The organism is Halomonas sp. H10-59 (assembly GCF_040070555.1).
GTDB lineage: Bacteria > Pseudomonadota > Gammaproteobacteria > Pseudomonadales > Halomonadaceae > Halomonas > Halomonas litopenaei.
Genome location: NZ_CP098828.1, coordinates 3,735,301 through 3,753,293, shown reverse-complemented (window position 1 = coordinate 3,753,293; position 17,993 = coordinate 3,735,301). Strand labels below are relative to the sequence as shown.

16 protein-coding genes are annotated in these 17,993 nt (G+C 63.8%); 11 read left to right on the top strand and 5 right to left on the bottom strand.

The window, feature by feature from the left end:
• The first annotated feature begins 230 nt into the window (after nucleotides 1–230).
• On the top strand, nucleotides 231–1,730 hold the full coding sequence (locus tag NFG57_RS16310; RefSeq protein WP_348814779.1) for a CoA-acylating methylmalonate-semialdehyde dehydrogenase: 1,500 nt from the start codon (nucleotides 231–233) through the stop codon (nucleotides 1,728–1,730).
• A 239-nt stretch (nucleotides 1,731–1,969) separates the two neighbouring features.
• A complete protein-coding gene (locus NFG57_RS16305) occupies nucleotides 1,970–2,557 on the top strand; it encodes a peroxidase-related enzyme (protein ID WP_348816197.1) in 588 nt (195 codons plus the stop codon).
• 2 nt (nucleotides 2,558–2,559) lie between these two features.
• On the opposite strand, the gene NFG57_RS16300 is transcribed toward NFG57_RS16305, so the two are convergent.
• The 4 genes from NFG57_RS16300 to NFG57_RS16285 all read right to left on the bottom strand — a co-directional run bounded on the left by NFG57_RS16300 (nucleotide 2,560) and on the right by NFG57_RS16285 (nucleotide 5,867).
• Nucleotides 2,560–3,231 (bottom strand): hypothetical protein, encoded by a 672-nt coding sequence (locus tag NFG57_RS16300; protein WP_348814778.1) that lies wholly within the window; start codon nucleotides 3,229–3,231, stop codon nucleotides 2,560–2,562.
• 179 nt (nucleotides 3,232–3,410) lie between these two features.
• Complete coding sequence (locus tag NFG57_RS16295) at nucleotides 3,411–4,562, bottom strand: diguanylate cyclase (protein ID WP_181248598.1); 1,152 nt, start codon at nucleotides 4,560–4,562, stop codon at nucleotides 3,411–3,413.
• Nucleotides 4,563–4,802: 240 nt separating this feature from the next.
• The gene (locus NFG57_RS16290) at nucleotides 4,803–5,468 is read right to left on the bottom strand and encodes a hypothetical protein (protein WP_348814777.1); all 666 of its coding nucleotides are present in this window, start codon (nucleotides 5,466–5,468) and stop codon (nucleotides 4,803–4,805) included.
• 114 nt (nucleotides 5,469–5,582) lie between these two features.
• The gene (locus NFG57_RS16285) at nucleotides 5,583–5,867 is read right to left on the bottom strand and encodes an XRE family transcriptional regulator (protein WP_071211119.1); all 285 of its coding nucleotides are present in this window, start codon (nucleotides 5,865–5,867) and stop codon (nucleotides 5,583–5,585) included.
• Nucleotides 5,868–6,190: 323 nt separating this feature from the next.
• Here NFG57_RS16285 and NFG57_RS16280 point away from each other — a divergent pair, with 323 nt between their 5' ends.
• The 6 genes from NFG57_RS16280 (at nucleotide 6,191) to NFG57_RS16255 (ending at nucleotide 14,068) form a co-directional block, all read left to right on the top strand.
• A complete protein-coding gene (locus NFG57_RS16280) occupies nucleotides 6,191–7,612 on the top strand; it encodes an APC family permease (protein WP_124803346.1) in 1,422 nt (473 codons plus the stop codon).
• A 165-nt stretch (nucleotides 7,613–7,777) separates the two neighbouring features.
• A complete protein-coding gene (gene glaH / locus NFG57_RS16275; protein ID WP_108448221.1) occupies nucleotides 7,778–8,773 on the top strand; it encodes a glutarate dioxygenase GlaH in 996 nt (331 codons plus the stop codon).
• Between the two features lie 142 nt (nucleotides 8,774–8,915).
• On the top strand, nucleotides 8,916–10,118 hold the full coding sequence (gene lhgO / locus NFG57_RS16270; RefSeq protein ID WP_348814776.1) for an L-2-hydroxyglutarate oxidase: 1,203 nt from the start codon (nucleotides 8,916–8,918) through the stop codon (nucleotides 10,116–10,118).
• Between the two features lie 245 nt (nucleotides 10,119–10,363).
• Complete coding sequence (locus NFG57_RS16265) at nucleotides 10,364–11,326, top strand: TAXI family TRAP transporter solute-binding subunit (protein ID WP_348814775.1); 963 nt, start codon at nucleotides 10,364–10,366, stop codon at nucleotides 11,324–11,326.
• Nucleotides 11,326–11,925 (top strand): DUF1850 domain-containing protein, encoded by a 600-nt coding sequence (locus NFG57_RS16260; RefSeq protein WP_348814774.1) that lies wholly within the window; start codon nucleotides 11,326–11,328, stop codon nucleotides 11,923–11,925. The genes NFG57_RS16265 and NFG57_RS16260 overlap by 1 nt, the downstream gene beginning before the upstream one ends.
• Before the next feature lie 139 nt (nucleotides 11,926–12,064).
• Nucleotides 12,065–14,068 (top strand): TRAP transporter permease, encoded by a 2,004-nt coding sequence (locus NFG57_RS16255; RefSeq protein WP_348814773.1) that lies wholly within the window; start codon nucleotides 12,065–12,067, stop codon nucleotides 14,066–14,068.
• 92 nt (nucleotides 14,069–14,160) lie between these two features.
• On the opposite strand, the gene NFG57_RS16250 is transcribed toward NFG57_RS16255, so the two are convergent.
• Complete coding sequence (locus NFG57_RS16250) at nucleotides 14,161–14,859, bottom strand: YbaY family lipoprotein (protein ID WP_052704348.1); 699 nt, start codon at nucleotides 14,857–14,859, stop codon at nucleotides 14,161–14,163.
• A gap of 249 nt (nucleotides 14,860–15,108) precedes the next feature.
• Between NFG57_RS16250 and purE the strand changes: the two genes are divergently transcribed.
• From purE to NFG57_RS16235, 3 genes are all read left to right on the top strand, one after another.
• Nucleotides 15,109–15,630 (top strand): 5-(carboxyamino)imidazole ribonucleotide mutase, encoded by a 522-nt coding sequence (purE, locus tag NFG57_RS16245; RefSeq protein WP_045992811.1) that lies wholly within the window; start codon nucleotides 15,109–15,111, stop codon nucleotides 15,628–15,630.
• A 37-nt stretch (nucleotides 15,631–15,667) separates the two neighbouring features.
• On the top strand, nucleotides 15,668–16,783 hold the full coding sequence (locus tag NFG57_RS16240; RefSeq protein WP_108448226.1) for a 5-(carboxyamino)imidazole ribonucleotide synthase: 1,116 nt from the start codon (nucleotides 15,668–15,670) through the stop codon (nucleotides 16,781–16,783).
• Between the two features lie 135 nt (nucleotides 16,784–16,918).
• Entirely contained in the window at nucleotides 16,919–17,908 is a 990-nt protein-coding gene (locus tag NFG57_RS16235) for a BMP family protein (RefSeq protein WP_348814772.1), read from the top strand.
• The last annotated feature ends 85 nt before the right edge of the window (nucleotides 17,909–17,993 follow it).

Genomic DNA, 17,993 nt, shown 5'->3' with positions numbered 1-17,993 from the left:
GACGACGTCGTGGACTTCGATGTGTTTGTGGTTGTGCATCAGTGCACAAGCAATGTGCCTGGCTGGCCGTTGTTTGGCCATCCTACCTGTGTCTAGACTGGTGAGCATGGATAGCCGTGCCGTGGTGCACACCGCCACAGCGATCAAGGCGGCTGCTGGCATGGCAGTACGCCCAGTCCATCTCATACGACGCCACGCTCATGCACAACGACAACAGCCGGAGCACGCCCATGTCAGTCCGCGAAATTCCCATGATCATCGATGGCCAGGCCGTCCCCTCGCAGTCCAGCGAATGGCGCGATGTGATCAATCCGGCGACTCAGGAAGTGGTCGCGCGGGTGCCGTTCTGTACCCTGGAGGAGGTCGACCGGGCCGTTGCCAGCGCCCATCAGGCCTTTGCCACCTGGCGCAAGGTGCCGCTGGCCAAGCGCATGCGCATCATGCTCAAGCTGCAGGCGCTGATTCGCGAGCATACCCCGGAGCTTGCCGCCCTGATCACCGAGGAGCACGGCAAGACCCTGCCCGACGCCGAAGGTGAAGTCGGTCGTGGTCTCGAGGTGGTCGAACACGCCTGCTCGATCACCTCGCTGCAACTGGGGGAGCTTGCCGAGAACGCTGCCAACGAGGTGGACGTCTACACCCTCAACCAGCCGCTGGGGGTAGGTGCCGGCATCACCGCCTTCAACTTCCCCATCATGTTGCCCTGCTTCATGTTCCCGCTGGCCATCGCCACCGGCAACACCTTCGTGCTGAAGCCCTCCGAACAGGACCCGAGCTCCACCCTGCGCCTGGTGGAACTGGCGCTCGAGGCCGGTGTCCCCGCCGGTGTGCTCAACGTGGTGCATGGCGGCCCTGATGTCGCCAATCACCTGTGCGAGCACCCGGATATCAAGGCCATGTCGTTTATCGGGTCCACCCATGTCGGCACCCAGCTTTATCGCCGTGCCAGCGAGTCCGGCAAGCGCGCTCAAGCCATGATGGGTGCCAAGAACCACTGTGTGGTGATGCCTGACGCCAACCGCTCTCAGGCCATCAACAACCTGCTGGGGTCGGCCTTCGGCGCCGCCGGCCAGCGCTGCATGGCCAACTCGGTGGTGGTGCTGGTCGGCCAGGCCCGGGAGTGGCTCGAGGATATCGTCGAGGGGGCTCGCAACATGAAGGTGGGGCCGGGCACCGACCGCGAGGCGGATCTCGGGCCTCTGGTGTCACCGGCGGCCAAGGATCGTGTCGAAGGCTTGATCGCCAAGGGCGAACAGGAAGGCGCTCGGCTGCTGGTCGACGGACGTGGCTGCCAGGTCGAGGGCTACCCCGACGGCAACTTCGTCGGCCCAACCCTGTTCGCCGGCGTGACGGCGGACATGAGCATCTATCGTGAAGAGGTGTTCGGTCCGGTGCTGTGCGTGGTCGAGGTGGACACGCTGGACGAGGCCATCGCCTTCGTCAACGCCAACCCCAACGGCAATGGTACTTCCATCTTCACCAATTCCGGCTGGGTGGCGCGTCGCTTCGAGAGCGATATCGATGTCGGTCAGGTGGGCATCAATGTGCCGATCCCGGTGCCGGTGGCCTACTTCAGTTTTACCGGCTCGCGCGCCTCCAAGTTGGGTGACCTTGGCCCCAATGGCAAGCAGGCCATCAGCTTCTGGACCCAGACCAAGACGGTGACCGCGCGCTGGTTCGAACCGGAGAACGTCTCGAGCGGCATCAACAGCACCATCTCGCTCGGCTGATCCTGGGCCGAGCAGGCATGCTGGCGCAGCGGCCAGGTCCTGCCTGACTCGAGCTCTCCGGCCTGGCCCTGCTGCAGGCTGCGATGCCCCCGTCAAGGGGGCATCGTCGTTTTCGGCAGCGGCGACTCGGCATTCGATCAAAGTACCAGAGCGCCAGATTGACCTTTACGTTAACGTCAATGTATTGCCTGGCCCTTCTTCCATGCCCACGTCAGCCCGGAGCCCCCATGAGCCCCTCGATCAGCCCATCTCTCAGCCGCTTTCCCGTCCCTGAATCTCTCGACGATCTGCCCGACGATATCCGAGACAGCATCCTGGCGGTTCAGGAGAAGGCGGGCTTCGTGCCAAATGTCTTCTTGATGCTGGCCCATCGGCCGGCGGAGTTTCGTGCCTTCTTCGCCTATCACGATGCGCTGATGGAGCGTGAGTCCGATAGCCTGACCAAGGCCGAGAAGGAGATGATCGTGGTCGCCACCAGCGCCCGCAACCACTGCCTCTACTGCGTGGTGGCTCATGGAGCGCTGGTCAGGATCTACAGCAAGGATCCTCTGCTCGCCGACCAGGTGGCGGTCAACCATCGCAGTTCTGGCTTGAGCGAGCGACATCGCGTCATGCTGGACTTCGCGCTGCACTGCGCAATCGATCTGGGCGAGCTGACCGATGAGTGGGAGCAACGTCTGCAGGCGGTGGGGTTCAGCCGCGACGATATCTGGGATATCGGTGCGATCTGCGCCTTCTTTGGGCTGTCCAACCGCCTGGTGACCTTGACCGGTACGCCACCCAACCCGGAATTCTACTTGATGGGCAGGGTGCCCAGAGACGTCTGAACTCAGCCCATCAGCTTCGACAGTGGTTGCTCTGCCAGATCGGCAAGCCAGTGGGTGAGGGCGGAGCGCTGGGCCGCATGAAGGACCAGGCCCACGGTGTCATCGCTGTCGGCGGGGGAGTCATCGTGGGGCAGGCTGACGGCGAAGTCGCCTTCTTCGAGGTGGAACTCGTGAATCTCGCGCAGGCCTACCGGGGTCTCGCAGCGAATCGAGCGGTAGCTGTCGTCTTCGCCATAGATGAGGCGATGGCAGACCTTGTAGCGTGTGTAGAGCGAGAGTCCGCCGGGGAAGGCCGGCCACTTCGCCGGGTGAAGGCGAATATCGCTATCCAGCCCCATGGCATTGGCCTCGGCGCTGGACAACGCCTCTTCCAGGGCCGGGGCGAGCAGTGGGCGTGACTGGGTGTGTGGTGCGGCGTTGATGAGGTCCTGGGGGCGGTGGATGTCGGCGTCTCGGAAGTTCAGGGTGTGCTGTTCGCAGTCGCCGTTTTCCCAGCCATCGAGCAGTCGTAACGTCAGTCGGCCCTGGCGCATCGGCGCGAAGACCAGCAGATTGAGGGCCAGCAGTAGATGCAGGCGTCGCTCGCTGGTCTGGTTGTCGAAGGCGGTATAGGGCGAACTGAATAGCCGATGCAGGCGACCGGGCGCGTGTTCCTTGGCTTCATGGTAGGACATGGGGCATTTTCCTCGAGACCGTACGACAACCAGCACATGCCACCATCAGGACCTGGTCGAAGCAGGAGCGTCTGCCGAGCTTCCCGCATGCCCTGATTGAGGCTTTTTATTTTAGATCCAACTTTATTAGCAGAAATTTAAATTTTTATCGAGACAATGCCGAGCCAGGCGAGTGGAAGTCAGTGATCGTCACTCTGGGCGGCCGTTGAGCTGGTTGTCTTCTCTGCTGCCTGGGCGGGGGCTGGCAACGTCCTGGCTGAGGTCTTCGAGGCGGCCTCTGCGGCACTGCGCTTTCTGGCTTCCTTGTTGCGATACATCATGGCGTCGGCGGCGCGCAGCAGTTCTTCCTCGCGCAGGTAGTCTCGATCCCCGGTCTCGGCGACGCCCAGGCTGATCGAGAAGTTCGGGTACTTGCTCTGGAAGGCCAGTTCAATCTTGCTGCCGATGGTCTTGGCGCTCTTGGCATCACAGTCTGGCAGGATACAGCAGAATTCATCCCCCCCGAGGCGGCAGCAGATGTCGCTGCTGCGGACCGTTTCACGCATGATCTGGCCGAAGGTGACGAGGATTTCATCACCCTTGTGGTGGCCGTGGGTATCGTTGATCTGCTTGAAGTCATCGATATCGCAGTAGATCAGGCTGACCAGCGAGTGACGTCGCTCGGCCATGCGGATCTCCCTGTTCAGGGCCTCGCTCATGCCTCGCTTGTTGAACAGCCCGGTAAGGGCGTCCTTTTCTGCGTAGGCGGCCAGCTCCTTGGTCTTCTCTTCCAGGTTGCGAGCGTAGAGCTCCATTCGGCGCTTGGCGCTGTGGACCTCGTTGAGCAGGGTATCGATATAGGTATCGAAGACCAGGGTGATATCGAAGTACATCAATTTGTCGAGGTTGTTCTTCGCCGACTTGGTCGCCTGCACGTCCTCGAGGTTCTCGTCGATGACGCGAAACAGGATTTCCTTGAGCGTGCGCATGGCGGCCAGAAACAGCTTGGGTTCGACGCCGATACGCTTGTGCACCAGACCGATGCGCAGCCGACTGTTGACGTATTCCGCGTCGTAGTAGCCGGTGAAGATGTCGAGGACGTACTGGCGCTGGGCCGAGCGCAGTCGCTGCAGGGTCTCGGAGTCGCCGATCAGCAGGCTGATCTCGTCGATCTCGGTCTGCCGCTCGTAGAACTCTTCGACGATGATCTCGATATGCTCGTTGATGAGGGGTTTGAGCGCTGCCAGATCGGCCAGGTCGGCTTCGTCGAGGCTCAGGAATTCCTTGCGACGCTGGATCTCGACCTCGCTGATGTGCATCTGTTCCAGCAGGGACTTGTCGATTGGCCTCATGGCAACTCTCACTGGATGGGTGCGACCACTGCGGAACGACATCGAGCCGTGCGGCCGCACCATGTCTTGAAGGCTACCTTCAAGATATATCGTGGATTGGAGACTCCTGCATCGCATTTTCGCGGTTTTACACGCAATTGACACACACCTATTCCACGCGGTGCGCGATCAAGTACACCATCCTAGGTATGCTGTGGATCTAGTGCTGGAGAGGGGGAAAGTTGGCGCCTGGCCCTAAGTCTATTGAATGACCGAACGCAACAGCTCGCCAACGTTGCCACTCTGAGACGGCAATGCCAGCACGGCAGGGTCGGGCGACGTCGCCGTCAGGCTGACCACCTGGAACTTGTCGCCAAAACGCAGAAGTCCGAGCCCCTGTTGCTCGAGCCTTGCCGCCACCGGGTCCGGTTGCCCCGACAGAATGCTCTGATAGCGGTCGACGACCCGTAAAAGCTCGATGACCTCCGGTCGCTGGCTGAGTACCAGTTCATCCTCTCGGCGATCGCCCTCCTGGGTAATCCAGTCAAGGCGATAGACCTCGCCCTCGATGCCGGCGACGCTTTCCCGCGTGCCGACAGGCTCCAGCGACAGCACCTGCTGGGCCTGGTAACTGCCGAGGTCGGACAGGTCCTGGCCACCGAGTTGCCCGGCGATGGATTGAACATCGCGGATGCCCAGCACCACCGTCTGACCACCGAAGTTGGTGACCACGTGGCCCTTGCCGTCTCTCAGCAGCAGATAGCCCTTGGCCGCGTGGCGGGGAAAGTCCAGGCGCAGTTGATCACCGATCCAGCGTGCGGTGACGGCGCTCTCGGGGTCGCCACTGCCATCGACCAGGGTGGCCTGGCCATCGGCCAGGGCGCTTGCAGACACACATAGCAGACAAGCCGCTAGCAGACGGCGCATCGATGATTCCTCATGGCATGAAGATCAAGGGGAAAGGTGGGGCAATGGCTCGCGCCAACAAGACGCGGCGCCCTGGCAGAATTGCCTTCCGGGGCGCCGTCCAGCACGGGCCATTCAGGAGAGTGACAGATGGCCATCGTCGATGATGCGGCGAATGGCCTGCAGCTCGTCGCAGGTGAAGTGTTCCAGTCGTCCCGACAGCAGATCACTGATCTTCTGCATGGGGAGACCCGCGCGGCGTGCGATCTCGCGGCTTCCGAGATCAGATACGGCGATAAGCCGCGTAACAATGCGCATCAGTCGTGTGCGCTGTTCCAGGTCCCTGACATCGAGGTCAGGGCATCGTCGAGGAGGCGGTTCGGAAGCGTCTGCTCGAGACAAGGAATCTGCGGTGCTCATGGTACTCCAATGGGCGTTTTCGACCCCTACAGCATGCAACCTTTTTTGCCCTCTTGCCAGTCCAATTTGGTGTCCGTTCTGGGCGTGGCGCAGCGACGAAAACTCCTCATTCCGCAGACGCCGCGGGAGACTGCGGCTGACGGCGATGGCGCCATCTGCAGGCCCTACAAACTTAGACCAAAGAGGTATAAACGAAGGCTGCGGACGGCAAACATCCTCATGATAAGTTGCACGCGCGATTGATAAATTCAACGGTGCGTCCTGTCCCCGGTCAACAATCACTGTTCTGCGGGAACGCACCACTGCGGCGAGAGGTTTATCTTATGGACAATAACAGCAATGGCGGAGCCCAGCTGAGCCGAGTGCTGGCCCGCAAGGACGTCCTGGCGCTGGCCTTCGGTGCCATGGTCGGCTGGGGCTGGATCGTATTGACGGGGGGCTTCATCACCTCGGCAGGAAGCCTTGGCGCCATACTGGCATTCGTGCTGGGCGGCATGGTGATCGTGCTGGTGGGGCTGACCTACTCTGAGCTCGCTTCGGCGATGCCCCAGGTCGGTGGTGAGCACGTCTACAGCTACCGTGCCCTGGGCCATTTTGCCTCCTTCCTGTGTACTTGGGCGATCGTGCTGGGTTATCTCAGCGTGGTGGCCTTCGAGGCGGTAGCGCTGCCCACCGTGGTCGAGCATCTGTTCCCCGGCTACGCCGTCGGTCACCTGTGGACCCTGGCGGGCTGGGACGTCAAGGCCACCTGGGTTGCCGTCGGTGTGGCCGGCTCGGTGGTCATGATGGCCATCAACTATGTTGGCGTGCGCACCGCGGCGCTGGTCCAGAAGGTGGTGACGCTGCTGATTCTGGCCGTCGGTGTGATGTTCATCACCGGCGCACTGTTCGAGGGTAGCAGCGCTTCGCTGACGCCGCTGTTCAACACCGAAGAGGGTGTGCTGGGCGGGATCACCATGGTGCTGATCATGGTTCCTTTCCTGTTCGTCGGCTTCGACGTCATCCCGCAGGCGGCGGAAGAGATCGACCTGCCGTTTCGCGAGATCGGTCGGGTTTTGATGCTGTCGGTGGTCCTGGCGGTGTTCTGGTACGCCTTCATCGTGCTGGGAACGGCATTGATGCTGCCCAAGGCGGAGCTCGAGAACAGCTCCCTGGCGGTACCTGACGCCATGGGGGCGGTGTTCAATACCCCCTGGGCGGCCAACCTGATGGTACTGGCGGGTATCGCCGGCATCCTGACCAGCTGGAACGCCTTCTACGTCGGTGGCTCGCGCGCCATCTATGCACTGGCCCACTGCGGCATGCTGCCGGCCTTTCTGGCCAAGCTGCATCCTCGTCACAGGACGCCGGTCAACGCCATCCTGTTGATGGGAGCCTTGTCGAGCCTGGCGCCTCTGCTGGGCCGCCAGGCCATGGTGTGGCTGGTGGTGGCCGGTGGTCTCGGCATCGTCATCGCCTACCTGTTCGTATCCATTTCGTTTCTGGTGCTTCGGCGCAAGGAGCCGGAACTCGAAAGGCCGTTCAAGGTCAGCCATCCTCGCCTGGTCGGTTGGCTGGCGGTGGTGCTGTCGCTGGGACTGATCGGGCTCTACCTGCCCGGCAGCCCCTCGGCGCTGTCACCCATCGAGTGGGGACTGTTCGCCGGCTGGATGGGCGCCGGGCTTTGCCTGTACCTGTGGTCCCGCCGCCGCTATGGCACGGCCTACAGCCAGCGACAGATGCGTCGTGAGCTGGAAGGCACCTGACGCCTTGACCGCAACGCCGGTCGGCGGCTTTGCCGGCCGGCGGACGCTTCAAGAACTCTGGACCTTGTCCCGAAAATCAGCACCCGGCGGCAGCCGGGTTTTTGTTGACCAAAGTTAAGAATGTAGATATTTTCACAAAACGTCAAAACAATACGGAGCCCTGCCATGTCCATCCTTGCCTCTGCCCAGCTTCAGGATCGTGATGATCAGACCACCGCCCCTGGCGCACGCGATCCACGCGGGTTCACCCTGGTCCCGTCGACCTCTTCCGAGCGTCTGCAGGAGCTGCGTGTCGAGCGGTCGGTCGTCGCTGCCTTTCTCGACGCCTGTGCCGAATGGCCGATTCAGGCGCTGGAGTACAAGTCGATGCTGCGTTTTCGTGTCGCGGGAATACTCGATGAGCTGTGCGAGGGGACGCTCAAGCCGCGGCTGGCCAATATCCTGCTGGACCGTCGCCAGGGAGCGCTGCAGGTCGTGCCGGAAGGGCTGGACCGGGTCGAGCAGGCCGAGGACATGGTCAAGTTTGCCACCGCCGTTGCCCACCTGATCGGACGATCCAACTTCGATGCCATGAGTGGTCAGTACTATGCCCGCTTCGTGGTCGAGAATGTCGACACCTCCGACAGCTATCTGCGGGCGCCGCATCGGGTGATGGAGCTTCACAACGACGGCACCTTCGTCGAGCAGGTCACCGACTATGTGCTGATGATGAAGATCGACGAGCAGCACATGGAAGGCGGCAACTCGCGGCTGCTCCATCTGGACGACTGGCACGAGCTGGAGCGGTTCTGCCGTCACCCGCTGGCGTTCAGTGAGATGCGCTGGTCGGCTCCGCCCAGCAAGAATGTGGTGCGCGACGTCTTTCACCCGGTATTCGACGTCGACCGTGATGGCCGCCCGGTGATGGCCTACATCGATCAGTTTGTCCAGCCACGTGATCTGGAGGAGGGCAACTGGCTCTGCGAGCTGTCGGACTCGCTGGAGTCGAGCGACGGCGTCATTTCCCTGCCCAACCCTGTCGGCAGCTTCCTGCTGATCAACAACCACTTCTGGCTGCACGGTCGCGACAAGTTCAAGGCTCACCCGCAGCTCAGGCGTGAGCTGATGCGCCAGCGCGGTGTCTTCACCTGTGGCAGCACCCTGCGAGCGCGCCAGGGCTGAGGTGTCCTTCAGGGAAGAGGGGTGCAGCGGGGCACGGCCCGACGCGGTACTCTAGGGTGATGGGCCCCGCGATACCCGGCCGCCCACGATGTATCCGGCCCCGTCCCGGCGGCGGGGCAAGACCAAGGACAACGAGACCCCCATGTACGACTTCATCATCATCGGCGGTGGCATTCTGGGCATGTCCACCGCCATGCAGCTCAAGGACGCCTATCCTGAAAAGCGCATGCTGTTGCTGGAAAAGGAGGACGGTCCGGCTCGCCATCAGACCGGTCACAACAGTGGCGTGATACACGCCGGGGTCTACTACACACCGGGCAGCCTCAAGGCGCGCTTCTGTCTGGAAGGCAACCGTGCCACCAAGGCGTTCTGCGAGGCCCACGACATCGCCTACGACAGCTGCGGCAAGCTGCTGGTCGCCACCAACGAGGTGGAGTTGGGGCGGATGAAGGCCCTGTGGGAACGCACCGAAGCCAATGGGCTCGAGCGTGAATGGCTCGACGCCGGTGCCCTGGCAGAGCGTGAGCCCAACATCACCGGCGTCGGCGGCATCTTCGTGCCGTCCAGCGGTATCGTCGACTATGCCGAGGTCACTCGCGCCATGGCCGCCGAGTTCGAGCGACGCGGTGGCGAGATCCGCTACTCACGGGAGGTCACCGGGCTCGACGAACGTCGCCAGGAAGTGGTGGTGACCACCACCACCGAGACCTTCAGCAGTCGCTACCTGGTAAGTTGCTCGGGGCTGATGGCCGACCGGGTGGTGCGCATGCTGGGGCAGACCCCGAGCTTCACCATCTGTCCCTTCCGCGGGGAGTACTTTCAGTTGCCCGAGCACCGCAACGCCATCGTCAATCATCTGATCTACCCGATTCCGGACCCCAGCATGCCGTTTCTCGGCGTCCACCTTACCCGCATGATCGATGGCAGCGTGACGGTGGGGCCCAACGCCGTGCTGGCACTGGCCCGCGAGGGCTATCGCAAGCGTGATGTCTCGGCAGCAGATCTGGTCGGCATGGTCAGCCATCCGGGTATTCTCAAGGTGCTGTGGCGTCATCTGGGCCCTGGCATGCGCGAGATGAAGAACTCGCTGTCACGGCGTGGCTATCTGGAAGAGGTGCGCAAGTACTGCCCGAGTCTCACCCTCGATGACCTGAAGCCCTACCCGGCCGGGGTGCGTGCCCAGGCGGTGACACGAGACGGCAAGCTGGTCGACGACTTTCTGTTCGTCAACACGCCGCGCACCATCAACGTAGGCAATGCGCCATCGCCGGCGGCGACCTCGGCGTTGCCGATCGGTGCCCATATCGTCGCCAAGGTACGCGAGCAGGTCGACAGTCAACGCTGAGGCGTGAAAAGCCGGCGCGACGCCAGCTCCCTGAGAAGCGCGCCCTTCGTGGGTTCGACGGGCAGGATGGCGGGCCAGTGTCTCTAAGACCTTGTGAGAATTGCAGACAAAGATAAAAAACGTCGAAATGTCTGCAGTGGCAAGCGAGGCCGGCTCTTGCTAGCTTGCCTAGGCGATTGCTGTATCGACACTTCAATTCCGCACAATAAATTCTAAGCGGTTCCCACGAGGAACGGAGGAAGACCATGCGAGCACTGACCCTTGCCCTGACGGCATCCCTGCTGGTTGCCAGCCACAGCGCCGTGGCCCAGAGCCAGCTGTCGATCGCCACCGGTGGAACCGGCGGCACCTACTACCCCTACGGTGGAGGCCTGGCCGAGCTGATCAAGAAGCACGTCGACGGCTACGACGCCGTGGCCGAAGTGACCGGCGCCTCGGTGGAGAACATGGGACTGGTCTGGCGTGGTGACTCCGATCTGGCGCTGGCGCTGGCCGACACCGTCCACCAGGGCGCTACCGGTACCGGTGACTTCGAGGGGCGCAAGCTCGAGAACATTCGTGCCATCGCCTCCATCTATCCCAATGCGGTGCAGATCGTGACCATGGCCGACTCCGGCATCGACTCGCTGGATGACCTGGAAGGCAAGGTCGTGTCCGTGGGTGCGCCCGGCAGCGGCACCGAGCTCAACGCCCGCGCCATCCTCGAAGCCAACGGCATCAGCTACGACGACTTCGACCCGCGCCGCTTGAACTTCAACGAGACCGCCGACGCCCTGCGTGATGGCGATATCGATGCCGGTTTCTGGAGCGTGGGGCCGCCCACCAGCTCGATTCTGAACCTGGCCACCACCAGCGATGTTCGGCTGATCGGCCTCAGCGACGAGGAAGTCGCCAAGGCGCGCGAGGACGAACCGGTGTTTGCCCCGTATGAGCTCAAGGCCGGTCTCTACGAAGGCATGGAAGAAGCGGTGCAGACCCTTGGCGTACCCAACGTGCTGATCGCCAGCAGCGAGATGGACGAGGAACTGGCCTACCAGATCACCAAGACCCTGTTCGAGCAGACCGACGAGCTGATCGCCATCCATCCGGCGGCCAATGACACCACCGTCGAGTTCTCGGTGAACTCCACACCCATCGCCTTCCACCCGGGCGCGCTGCGCTACTACGAGGAAGTCGGTGCCGAGGTGCAGGACAAGCAGCGTCCCTGATGGCGGGGCGTCGACACATGGCAGGGCGGGCCTCCGGGCTCGCCCTGCCTGCGCTTGGGCTGGTCACGCTGATGACCGTGGCGGGCGCTGGCCAGGCAAGTGATGCCGACTGCGATGCTCTATTCACCTTGAGCGTGCGCGACGCCGAGGGCGCCGCGCTGGTGGAACTGCCGATGCCCGATGGCGCCGGCTGGTGCCTGGCCTGGAATCACTCGGTAGAAGGCTTCGAGGTGCTTGACTGCTATCGCAACCTCGGCGGTGCCACGGTGCTTGAACGTAGCCACCTGCCGGACTTCGCCGCGGGCCTCGACCATGTGCCCGGGCGCGGACGCCAGGTCAGCGACGGTCAGGGCGGCTACTGGATCGAGGACATCGACGAGCCCGTCCCCGGCAATCGCTATCGGCTGAGGGTCGGCGCCAAGCGCGTCGATCATCGCCTGGTCAGCCGTGGTGAGCCGACCCTGGAGACGTTGATCAAGGCTCGGGCCGACTGTGCGGACGGGGACTCCCTGGCCGTGCCGGCGGCCTCCACGCCCATCAGCCTGAGCGATCTGGCGGCGGGGCGTTTGGTCAGCGTTGGACTCGAGCGGCGCGACTAGCCTGTCGTTGGCCCAGGCTATCGAATAACGCCACCAACCGCGTGGGCACTTCGGCCCCTCGAGGGCCGGCGACCTGCGACAGCATTCCGAATTATGCCGACCGGCCAAGCGCCGGCAAGGCCTGACGAGAATCACGACAATGAGCGAAACGGCAGCTTCACCGGTGGTGCCTGGCAGCCAGGCCAACCACCCCAAGACCATACTATGGCTGATCACCCTGGTGGCGGTCGGCCTGTCGCTGTTCCAGCTCTACTCGGCGGGGATTCAGCCGCTGGGGCTGTTCTATCAGCGCAGCATCCACCTTGCGCTGGTGATGATGCTGGCGTTCCTGATGTTTCCGGTGTTCGGTCCCAAGCGTGACAGGGGCGTGCTGGGTGGGGCGATCGACCTTGTGTTCTTTACCGGAGCGATGATCACCGGCGGCTACATGGCGCTGTTTCTGGACGAGATCATCAATCGCGCCGGTTTCTGGAGCCAGACCGACATCACCGTCGGCATCATCGCCACCATCACGGTGCTGGAGGCCAGCCGTCGCGCGGTGGGTCTGGGCATGACCATCATCGGCCTGATCGCCATCCTCTACGCCTTTGCCGGGCCCCGTGGCGAGTTACCCTGGCTCGGCCAGTTCCTGCCCGGCATCCTCGAGCATCGCGGCTACAATCTCGATCGTCTGGTGGGCCAGCTTTACCTGGGGCAGGAAGGGATCTTCGGCCTGCCCATGGGGGTGGCCGCGACCTATATCTTCATCTTTGTGTTGTTCGGTGCCTTTCTCGAGATCACCGGGGCGGGCAAGTTCTTTATCGATCTGGCCTACGCCGCCACCGGACGCCAGCGTGGCGGGCCCGCCAAGGCCGCGGTCATCGCTTCTGCCGGCATGGGCTCGATCTCCGGCAGCGCCATCGCCAACGTGGTCACCACCGGCGCCTTTACCATCCCGCTGATGAAGCGCCTGGGCTACAAGCCCCACCAGGCCGGTGGCATCGAGGCGGCGGCGTCGACCGGTGGCCAGATCATGCCACCGTTGATGGGGGCCGGTGCCTTCCTGATCGCCGAGTACACCCGGCTGCCGTATCTCGAGGTGGTCAAGGTCAGCATCCTGCCGGCCTTCATGTACTTCGCCACCGTCTATCTGTTCGTGCATATCATCGCCCTCAAGGAGGGTATGCAGGGCATGGCCAAGGACGAGCTGCCGCAGATGAGCGACGTGCTCAAGCACGGTTGGCACTTCCTGCTGCCGCTGGCGGTGCTGGTGTGGCTGTTGATGATGAACATGTCGCCGATGCGAGTGGGCTACTACGCCATCGTCTGCATGCTGCTGGTGGCGGTGCTGCGTTTCGCGGTGTGGTTCTTGTTCGTGGCGCCAGGCGAGGGGCAGCCGGTGACCGCCGAGCGTCTGGGGCTGGCCTGTCGCAACGGTCTGCTCAAGTTGCTTGAAGGCCTCGAACTCGGTGCGCGCAACGCCGTGGCGGTGACCATGGCCTGTGCGGTGGCAGGGATCATCGTCGGGGTAGTGGGGCTGACCGGTCTCGGCCTCAAGTTCTCGGCCATGATGCTGGCTTTCTCGGGCGGTAACCTGCTGCTGGCGCTGATCATGGTGCTGCTGGCGAGTCTCGTGCTGGGCATGGGGCTGCCGGTGACGGCCAGCTATATCGTGCTGATCGTGCTGGTGGGACCGGCGCTGGCCAATGAGTTCGGGGTGCCGTTGCTGATCGCCCACCTGGTGGTGTTCTGGTATTCCCAGGACTCCAACGTGACGCCGCCGATCGCGCTGGCCGGCTTCGCCGGGGCCGCCATCGCCGGGGCCAAGCCCATGGAGACCAGCTTCCAGTCGTGGAAGTTTGCCAAGGGCCTCTACCTGGTGCCGCTGTTCATGGTCTACAACCCCGAGATCATCGTCGGCGGGCCGGTCTGGCTGCTGATCTGGAAGGGCTTCACCGGGCTTCTGGCGCTGGGCGCCTTCGCCGCCACCCTGGAAGGCTATCTGTTCACCCGCATGGCGATCTGGCAGCGCGTGCTGCTGCTGCCGGCGATCGTCGGGGTGTTCCTGCCGTCGCTGGTGTTCGACGTCGCCGGTGCCGCCGTCATGCTGGCGATCATCAGCCTCAACTTCTGGCAGGCTCGCCGCTCGCCGGCAACAGCTTAGCGGCGCCAGGGCAGCCGCCAGCAGCGACAACGCCGTGCCCTTGGGCACGGCGTTGTCGTATCGGGAGGAGCCGGTCCGTCGAGGGCGCTCGCTTACTGCGGCTGGCTGGACGACGTCTCGGTATTGGCACCGGTGTCGGCATTTTCGCCGCTCGCCGCGGCGGCGCCCTGGCTGGGCTCCTGCATGCCGGCGGCCTGTTCGGCCACGGCGTCGGCCTCTTCCACGGCCTGCTTCTCGGCGGCGGTGGGTTCATCACCGCTGGACAGCAGCGCCTCCTGGGCCTTCTGCATGCTGTCGCTCTGGGCATTGCCGTCGGCACCCACCGGGCGCAGCACCACCGACACCGGCGGCTGGTCGGCGTCGGCACCGACTTCCACCGGAGTGGCTTCGGTACTGGTCCACACCAACTGACCTTCGTCGTTGCGGATCTCGCCACGCAGGCTGTGGGTGTGGCGCGGGTTCACCGCGTCGCTTGCGTAGCTCAGCGAGAAGTCGGTCGGCGCCTGGCGCTCGATGGTCACCGTGGTTTCGGCGATGGTCCTGGCCGGGGCGTCGGCGAGGGCAACGTCGTTGAGCAACACCGTGACCTCGGCATTGTCGGGCAGGCTCTGGCCGGCCTCGGCGAAGCTCAGGGTACCGTCAAGCGTCATTTTCTGCGCCTGTTCGGTGGTGCTCTGCTGGCTGGCGTTCGAGCCCTCCTGCGCGGTGCTGGCGGTGCTCTGTCCCTCATCGCAACCGGCCAGCGCCAGGCCGGAGGTCAGGGCGGCAATAAGCAGCAGGGTCGGTTTCATGGCTCTCTCCTTGGGTGAGCGGGTCGTCCTGTCAGGCGGCGTGGAGTGTCGGCGATGGCCGCGACAGCAGCGTTACCCTAGCAGGCCAATGCGCAGTCAGGGTGAAAGGCGCTGTCGCTGGCTGGCGACGTCTCCGCATAGGGAGAGGTACTGCTCCCCCGGCTCTGCTAGACTATGCCGCTTCCCGATTGTTCCCTTGTCGTGGCGATTTCTTTGCCGCGGCGCCGTCGTTTCTTCGAGGAGTTGCCGATGTCATCCACTTCCCCAGCGCCCCGGGTCGGCGTGATCATGGGTTCCAAGTCCGACTGGCCGGTCATGGAACACGCCGTGACCATGCTCGAGCGCCTCGGCGTGAGCTACGAGACCCAGGTGGTCTCCGCCCACCGCACCCCGGATCTGCTGTTCGACTACGCCAAGGGTGCCGCCGAGCGTGGTATTCAGGTGATCATCGCCGGGGCTGGCGGTGCAGCGCACCTGCCCGGCATGGTCGCCTCCCAGACCGCGCTGCCGGTGCTCGGCGTGCCGGTGGAGTCCAAGGCGCTCAAGGGGCTGGATTCACTGCTGTCGATCGCCCAGATGCCGGGCGGCGTCGCCGTCGGCACCCTGGCCATCGGCAAGGCCGGCGCTACCAATGCTGGCCTGCTGGCAGCCCAGATCGTGGGGCTCGGGGACAGCCAGGTTCGCGAGGCCGTCGAGGCCTTCCGCGCCGAGCAGACCCAGACCGTGCTCGACAATCCCGATCCTCGTCCGCCCGAGTCTCGCCAGGGCTGAACGGCGTCGTGTACCCGCAGGAAAACAGGAGCAAGTCATGAAGATTGGCGTTCTCGGGGCCGGACAGCTCGGCCGTATGCTGGCGCTGGCCGGCTATCCGCTGGCCAACCGGTTCCGCTTTCTCGATACCACCGGCCACCCCAGCGCCGGGATCGGCGAGGTGATGATCGACACCGACCAGAAGCACGTCCAGAGCTTCCTCGAAGACGTCGACCTGGTCACCTACGAGTTTGAGCACCTGCCGGTGTCGCTGGTCCAGGCGATCGAAGCCGAGAAGCCGGTCTACCCCGGCAGTGAGGCGATCCGGGTGTGTCAGAATCGTGCCGAGGAGAAGGCGCTGTTCGATCGACTGGGTATTCCGACGCCGGCCTATCGCCTGGTGGACAGCGCCGAGTCGCTGGAAGCCGCCGCTCGTGAGCTGGGCACGCCGGTGGTGGCCAAGTCGATCACCGAGGGCTATGACGGCAAGGGGCAGGCGGTGCTGAAGGACCCGGCGGAAGCGGCTGATGCCTGGAAGCGCATCAATCACCCGCGGTTGATCGTCGAGTCCTTCGTCGACTTCGTGCGCGAGGTGTCGATCATCGCCGTGCGCGGACGCGACGGTGAGGTGGTGTTCTATCCCATGGCGGAAAACGTCCATGTCGATGGCATCCTGCGTTACTCGCTGGCGCCGATGCCGGATCTTGACGATAGCGTCCAGCACACCGCCGATGAATACATCCGGGCGCTGCTGGACGAGCTGGACTATGTCGGTGTGCTGACCCTGGAGCTGTTCCAGTGCGCCGACGGCAGCCTGCTGGCCAACGAGATGGCACCGCGAGTGCACAACTCCGGCCACTGGACCATGGATGGCGCGGTGACCAGCCAGTTCGAGAATCATCTGCGTGCCATCCAGGGCCTGCCGCTGGGGGACACCAGTGCCCGGGCGCCGACCTGCATGGTCAACGTGATCGGACGCGAGCCCGAGCCGAGCCAGGTGCTGGCCATGCGCGACGCCCACCTGCATCGCTACGACAAGAGCGAGCGCGCCGGTCGCAAGCTTGGTCACATCAACCTGGTCGCTGACGATCACGCGAGCCTGCTCGAGCGGGTGCGCGAATGCGCCGCCCTGGTGCCGGACGCCCCCGAGGTGCGCTTCAGCTTCGAAGACTGAGTCAGGCGCTGTTTCGCTCCCTCCACGACGGGCCCCAACACGGGGCCCGTCGTCGTTTCAGGGTGGCGATGACGCCACCACGGCGCTAGAGTAGTTGGTGCGTTCTGTATACAAAAACAAGTAATGAGGTGTTCGATGATTCGCAAAGTTGGATACATGGCGGCGCTGTGTGGTCTCTCGCTTTCGCCTTCCCTGGCCGTGGCGGATGCCTTCGAGGTGGCCATGCTATTGCCGGGGCAGAAGGATGACGGCGGCTTCATGGAGGCGGGTTACCGTGGACTCGAGCACATCGAGGCCGAACTTGGCGCCGAGATCAGCTACGAGGACGGGATAGCGCCGGAGCCCGACGCGCTTGAGGCCGCCCTGCGGAGATTGGCGGATGCCGGGCCGGACCTGATCATCGCCCACGGAGGTCAGAATTCCGAGGCGGTGATGACGGTGGCCGCGGACTATCCCGAGGTGCTGTTCTCCGTCACCCAGGGGGATGTCACCGGCGACAATGTGTCGAGCTATGAAGTCCTTCAGGAGCAGTCCGCCTGGCTCGCCGGTGCAGCGGCGGGTCTGCTGACCCAAAGCGGCGTGGTGGGCCATATCTCGGGGATTCGCGTCACTCCGGGTCTCAAGGGTCGCGGGGGCTTCTACCACGGTCTGAAGCATACCCGGCCGGACGCCGACTTCCTCACCATCTTCGCCGGCGATCAGGACGATGTGTCACTGGCCCATGACGTGGCCAGCGCCCAGATCGAGGCCGGTGCCGATATCATCTTCACCATGTTGAACGCGGGTCGCCAAGGGGCCATCGAGGCGATGCAGGAGGCCGAAGGCGTTTGGCAGTTCGGCAATGTGCGCGAGTGGCATGAGGACTACCCGGAGGTGTTCGCCGGCTCCGCCATCGCCAACGTGTCCATGGCAGGTTTTGTAGCTGCCGAGGCGGTCAAGCAGGGCAGCTGGAGCTCGGGTGAGGTGGTGCGTATCGGCCTGGAGAACCCGGAGGCGGTGCGTCTGTCGCTGGCGCCCTGGGTCGAGGACGACATCGTCGCCGAACTCGATCGCCTCGCCGCCGAGATCGTCGAAGGAAGCATCGAGGTACAGACTTCCTACGTCGGCGAGGAATTCTCCCTGTAGCAGGGGGCATGTCGAGGGGGCAAGTCGATCGCTGCTCAATGATGGATCAGCACCACGCAAGAAGGCGGCCGCAAGGCCGCCTTCT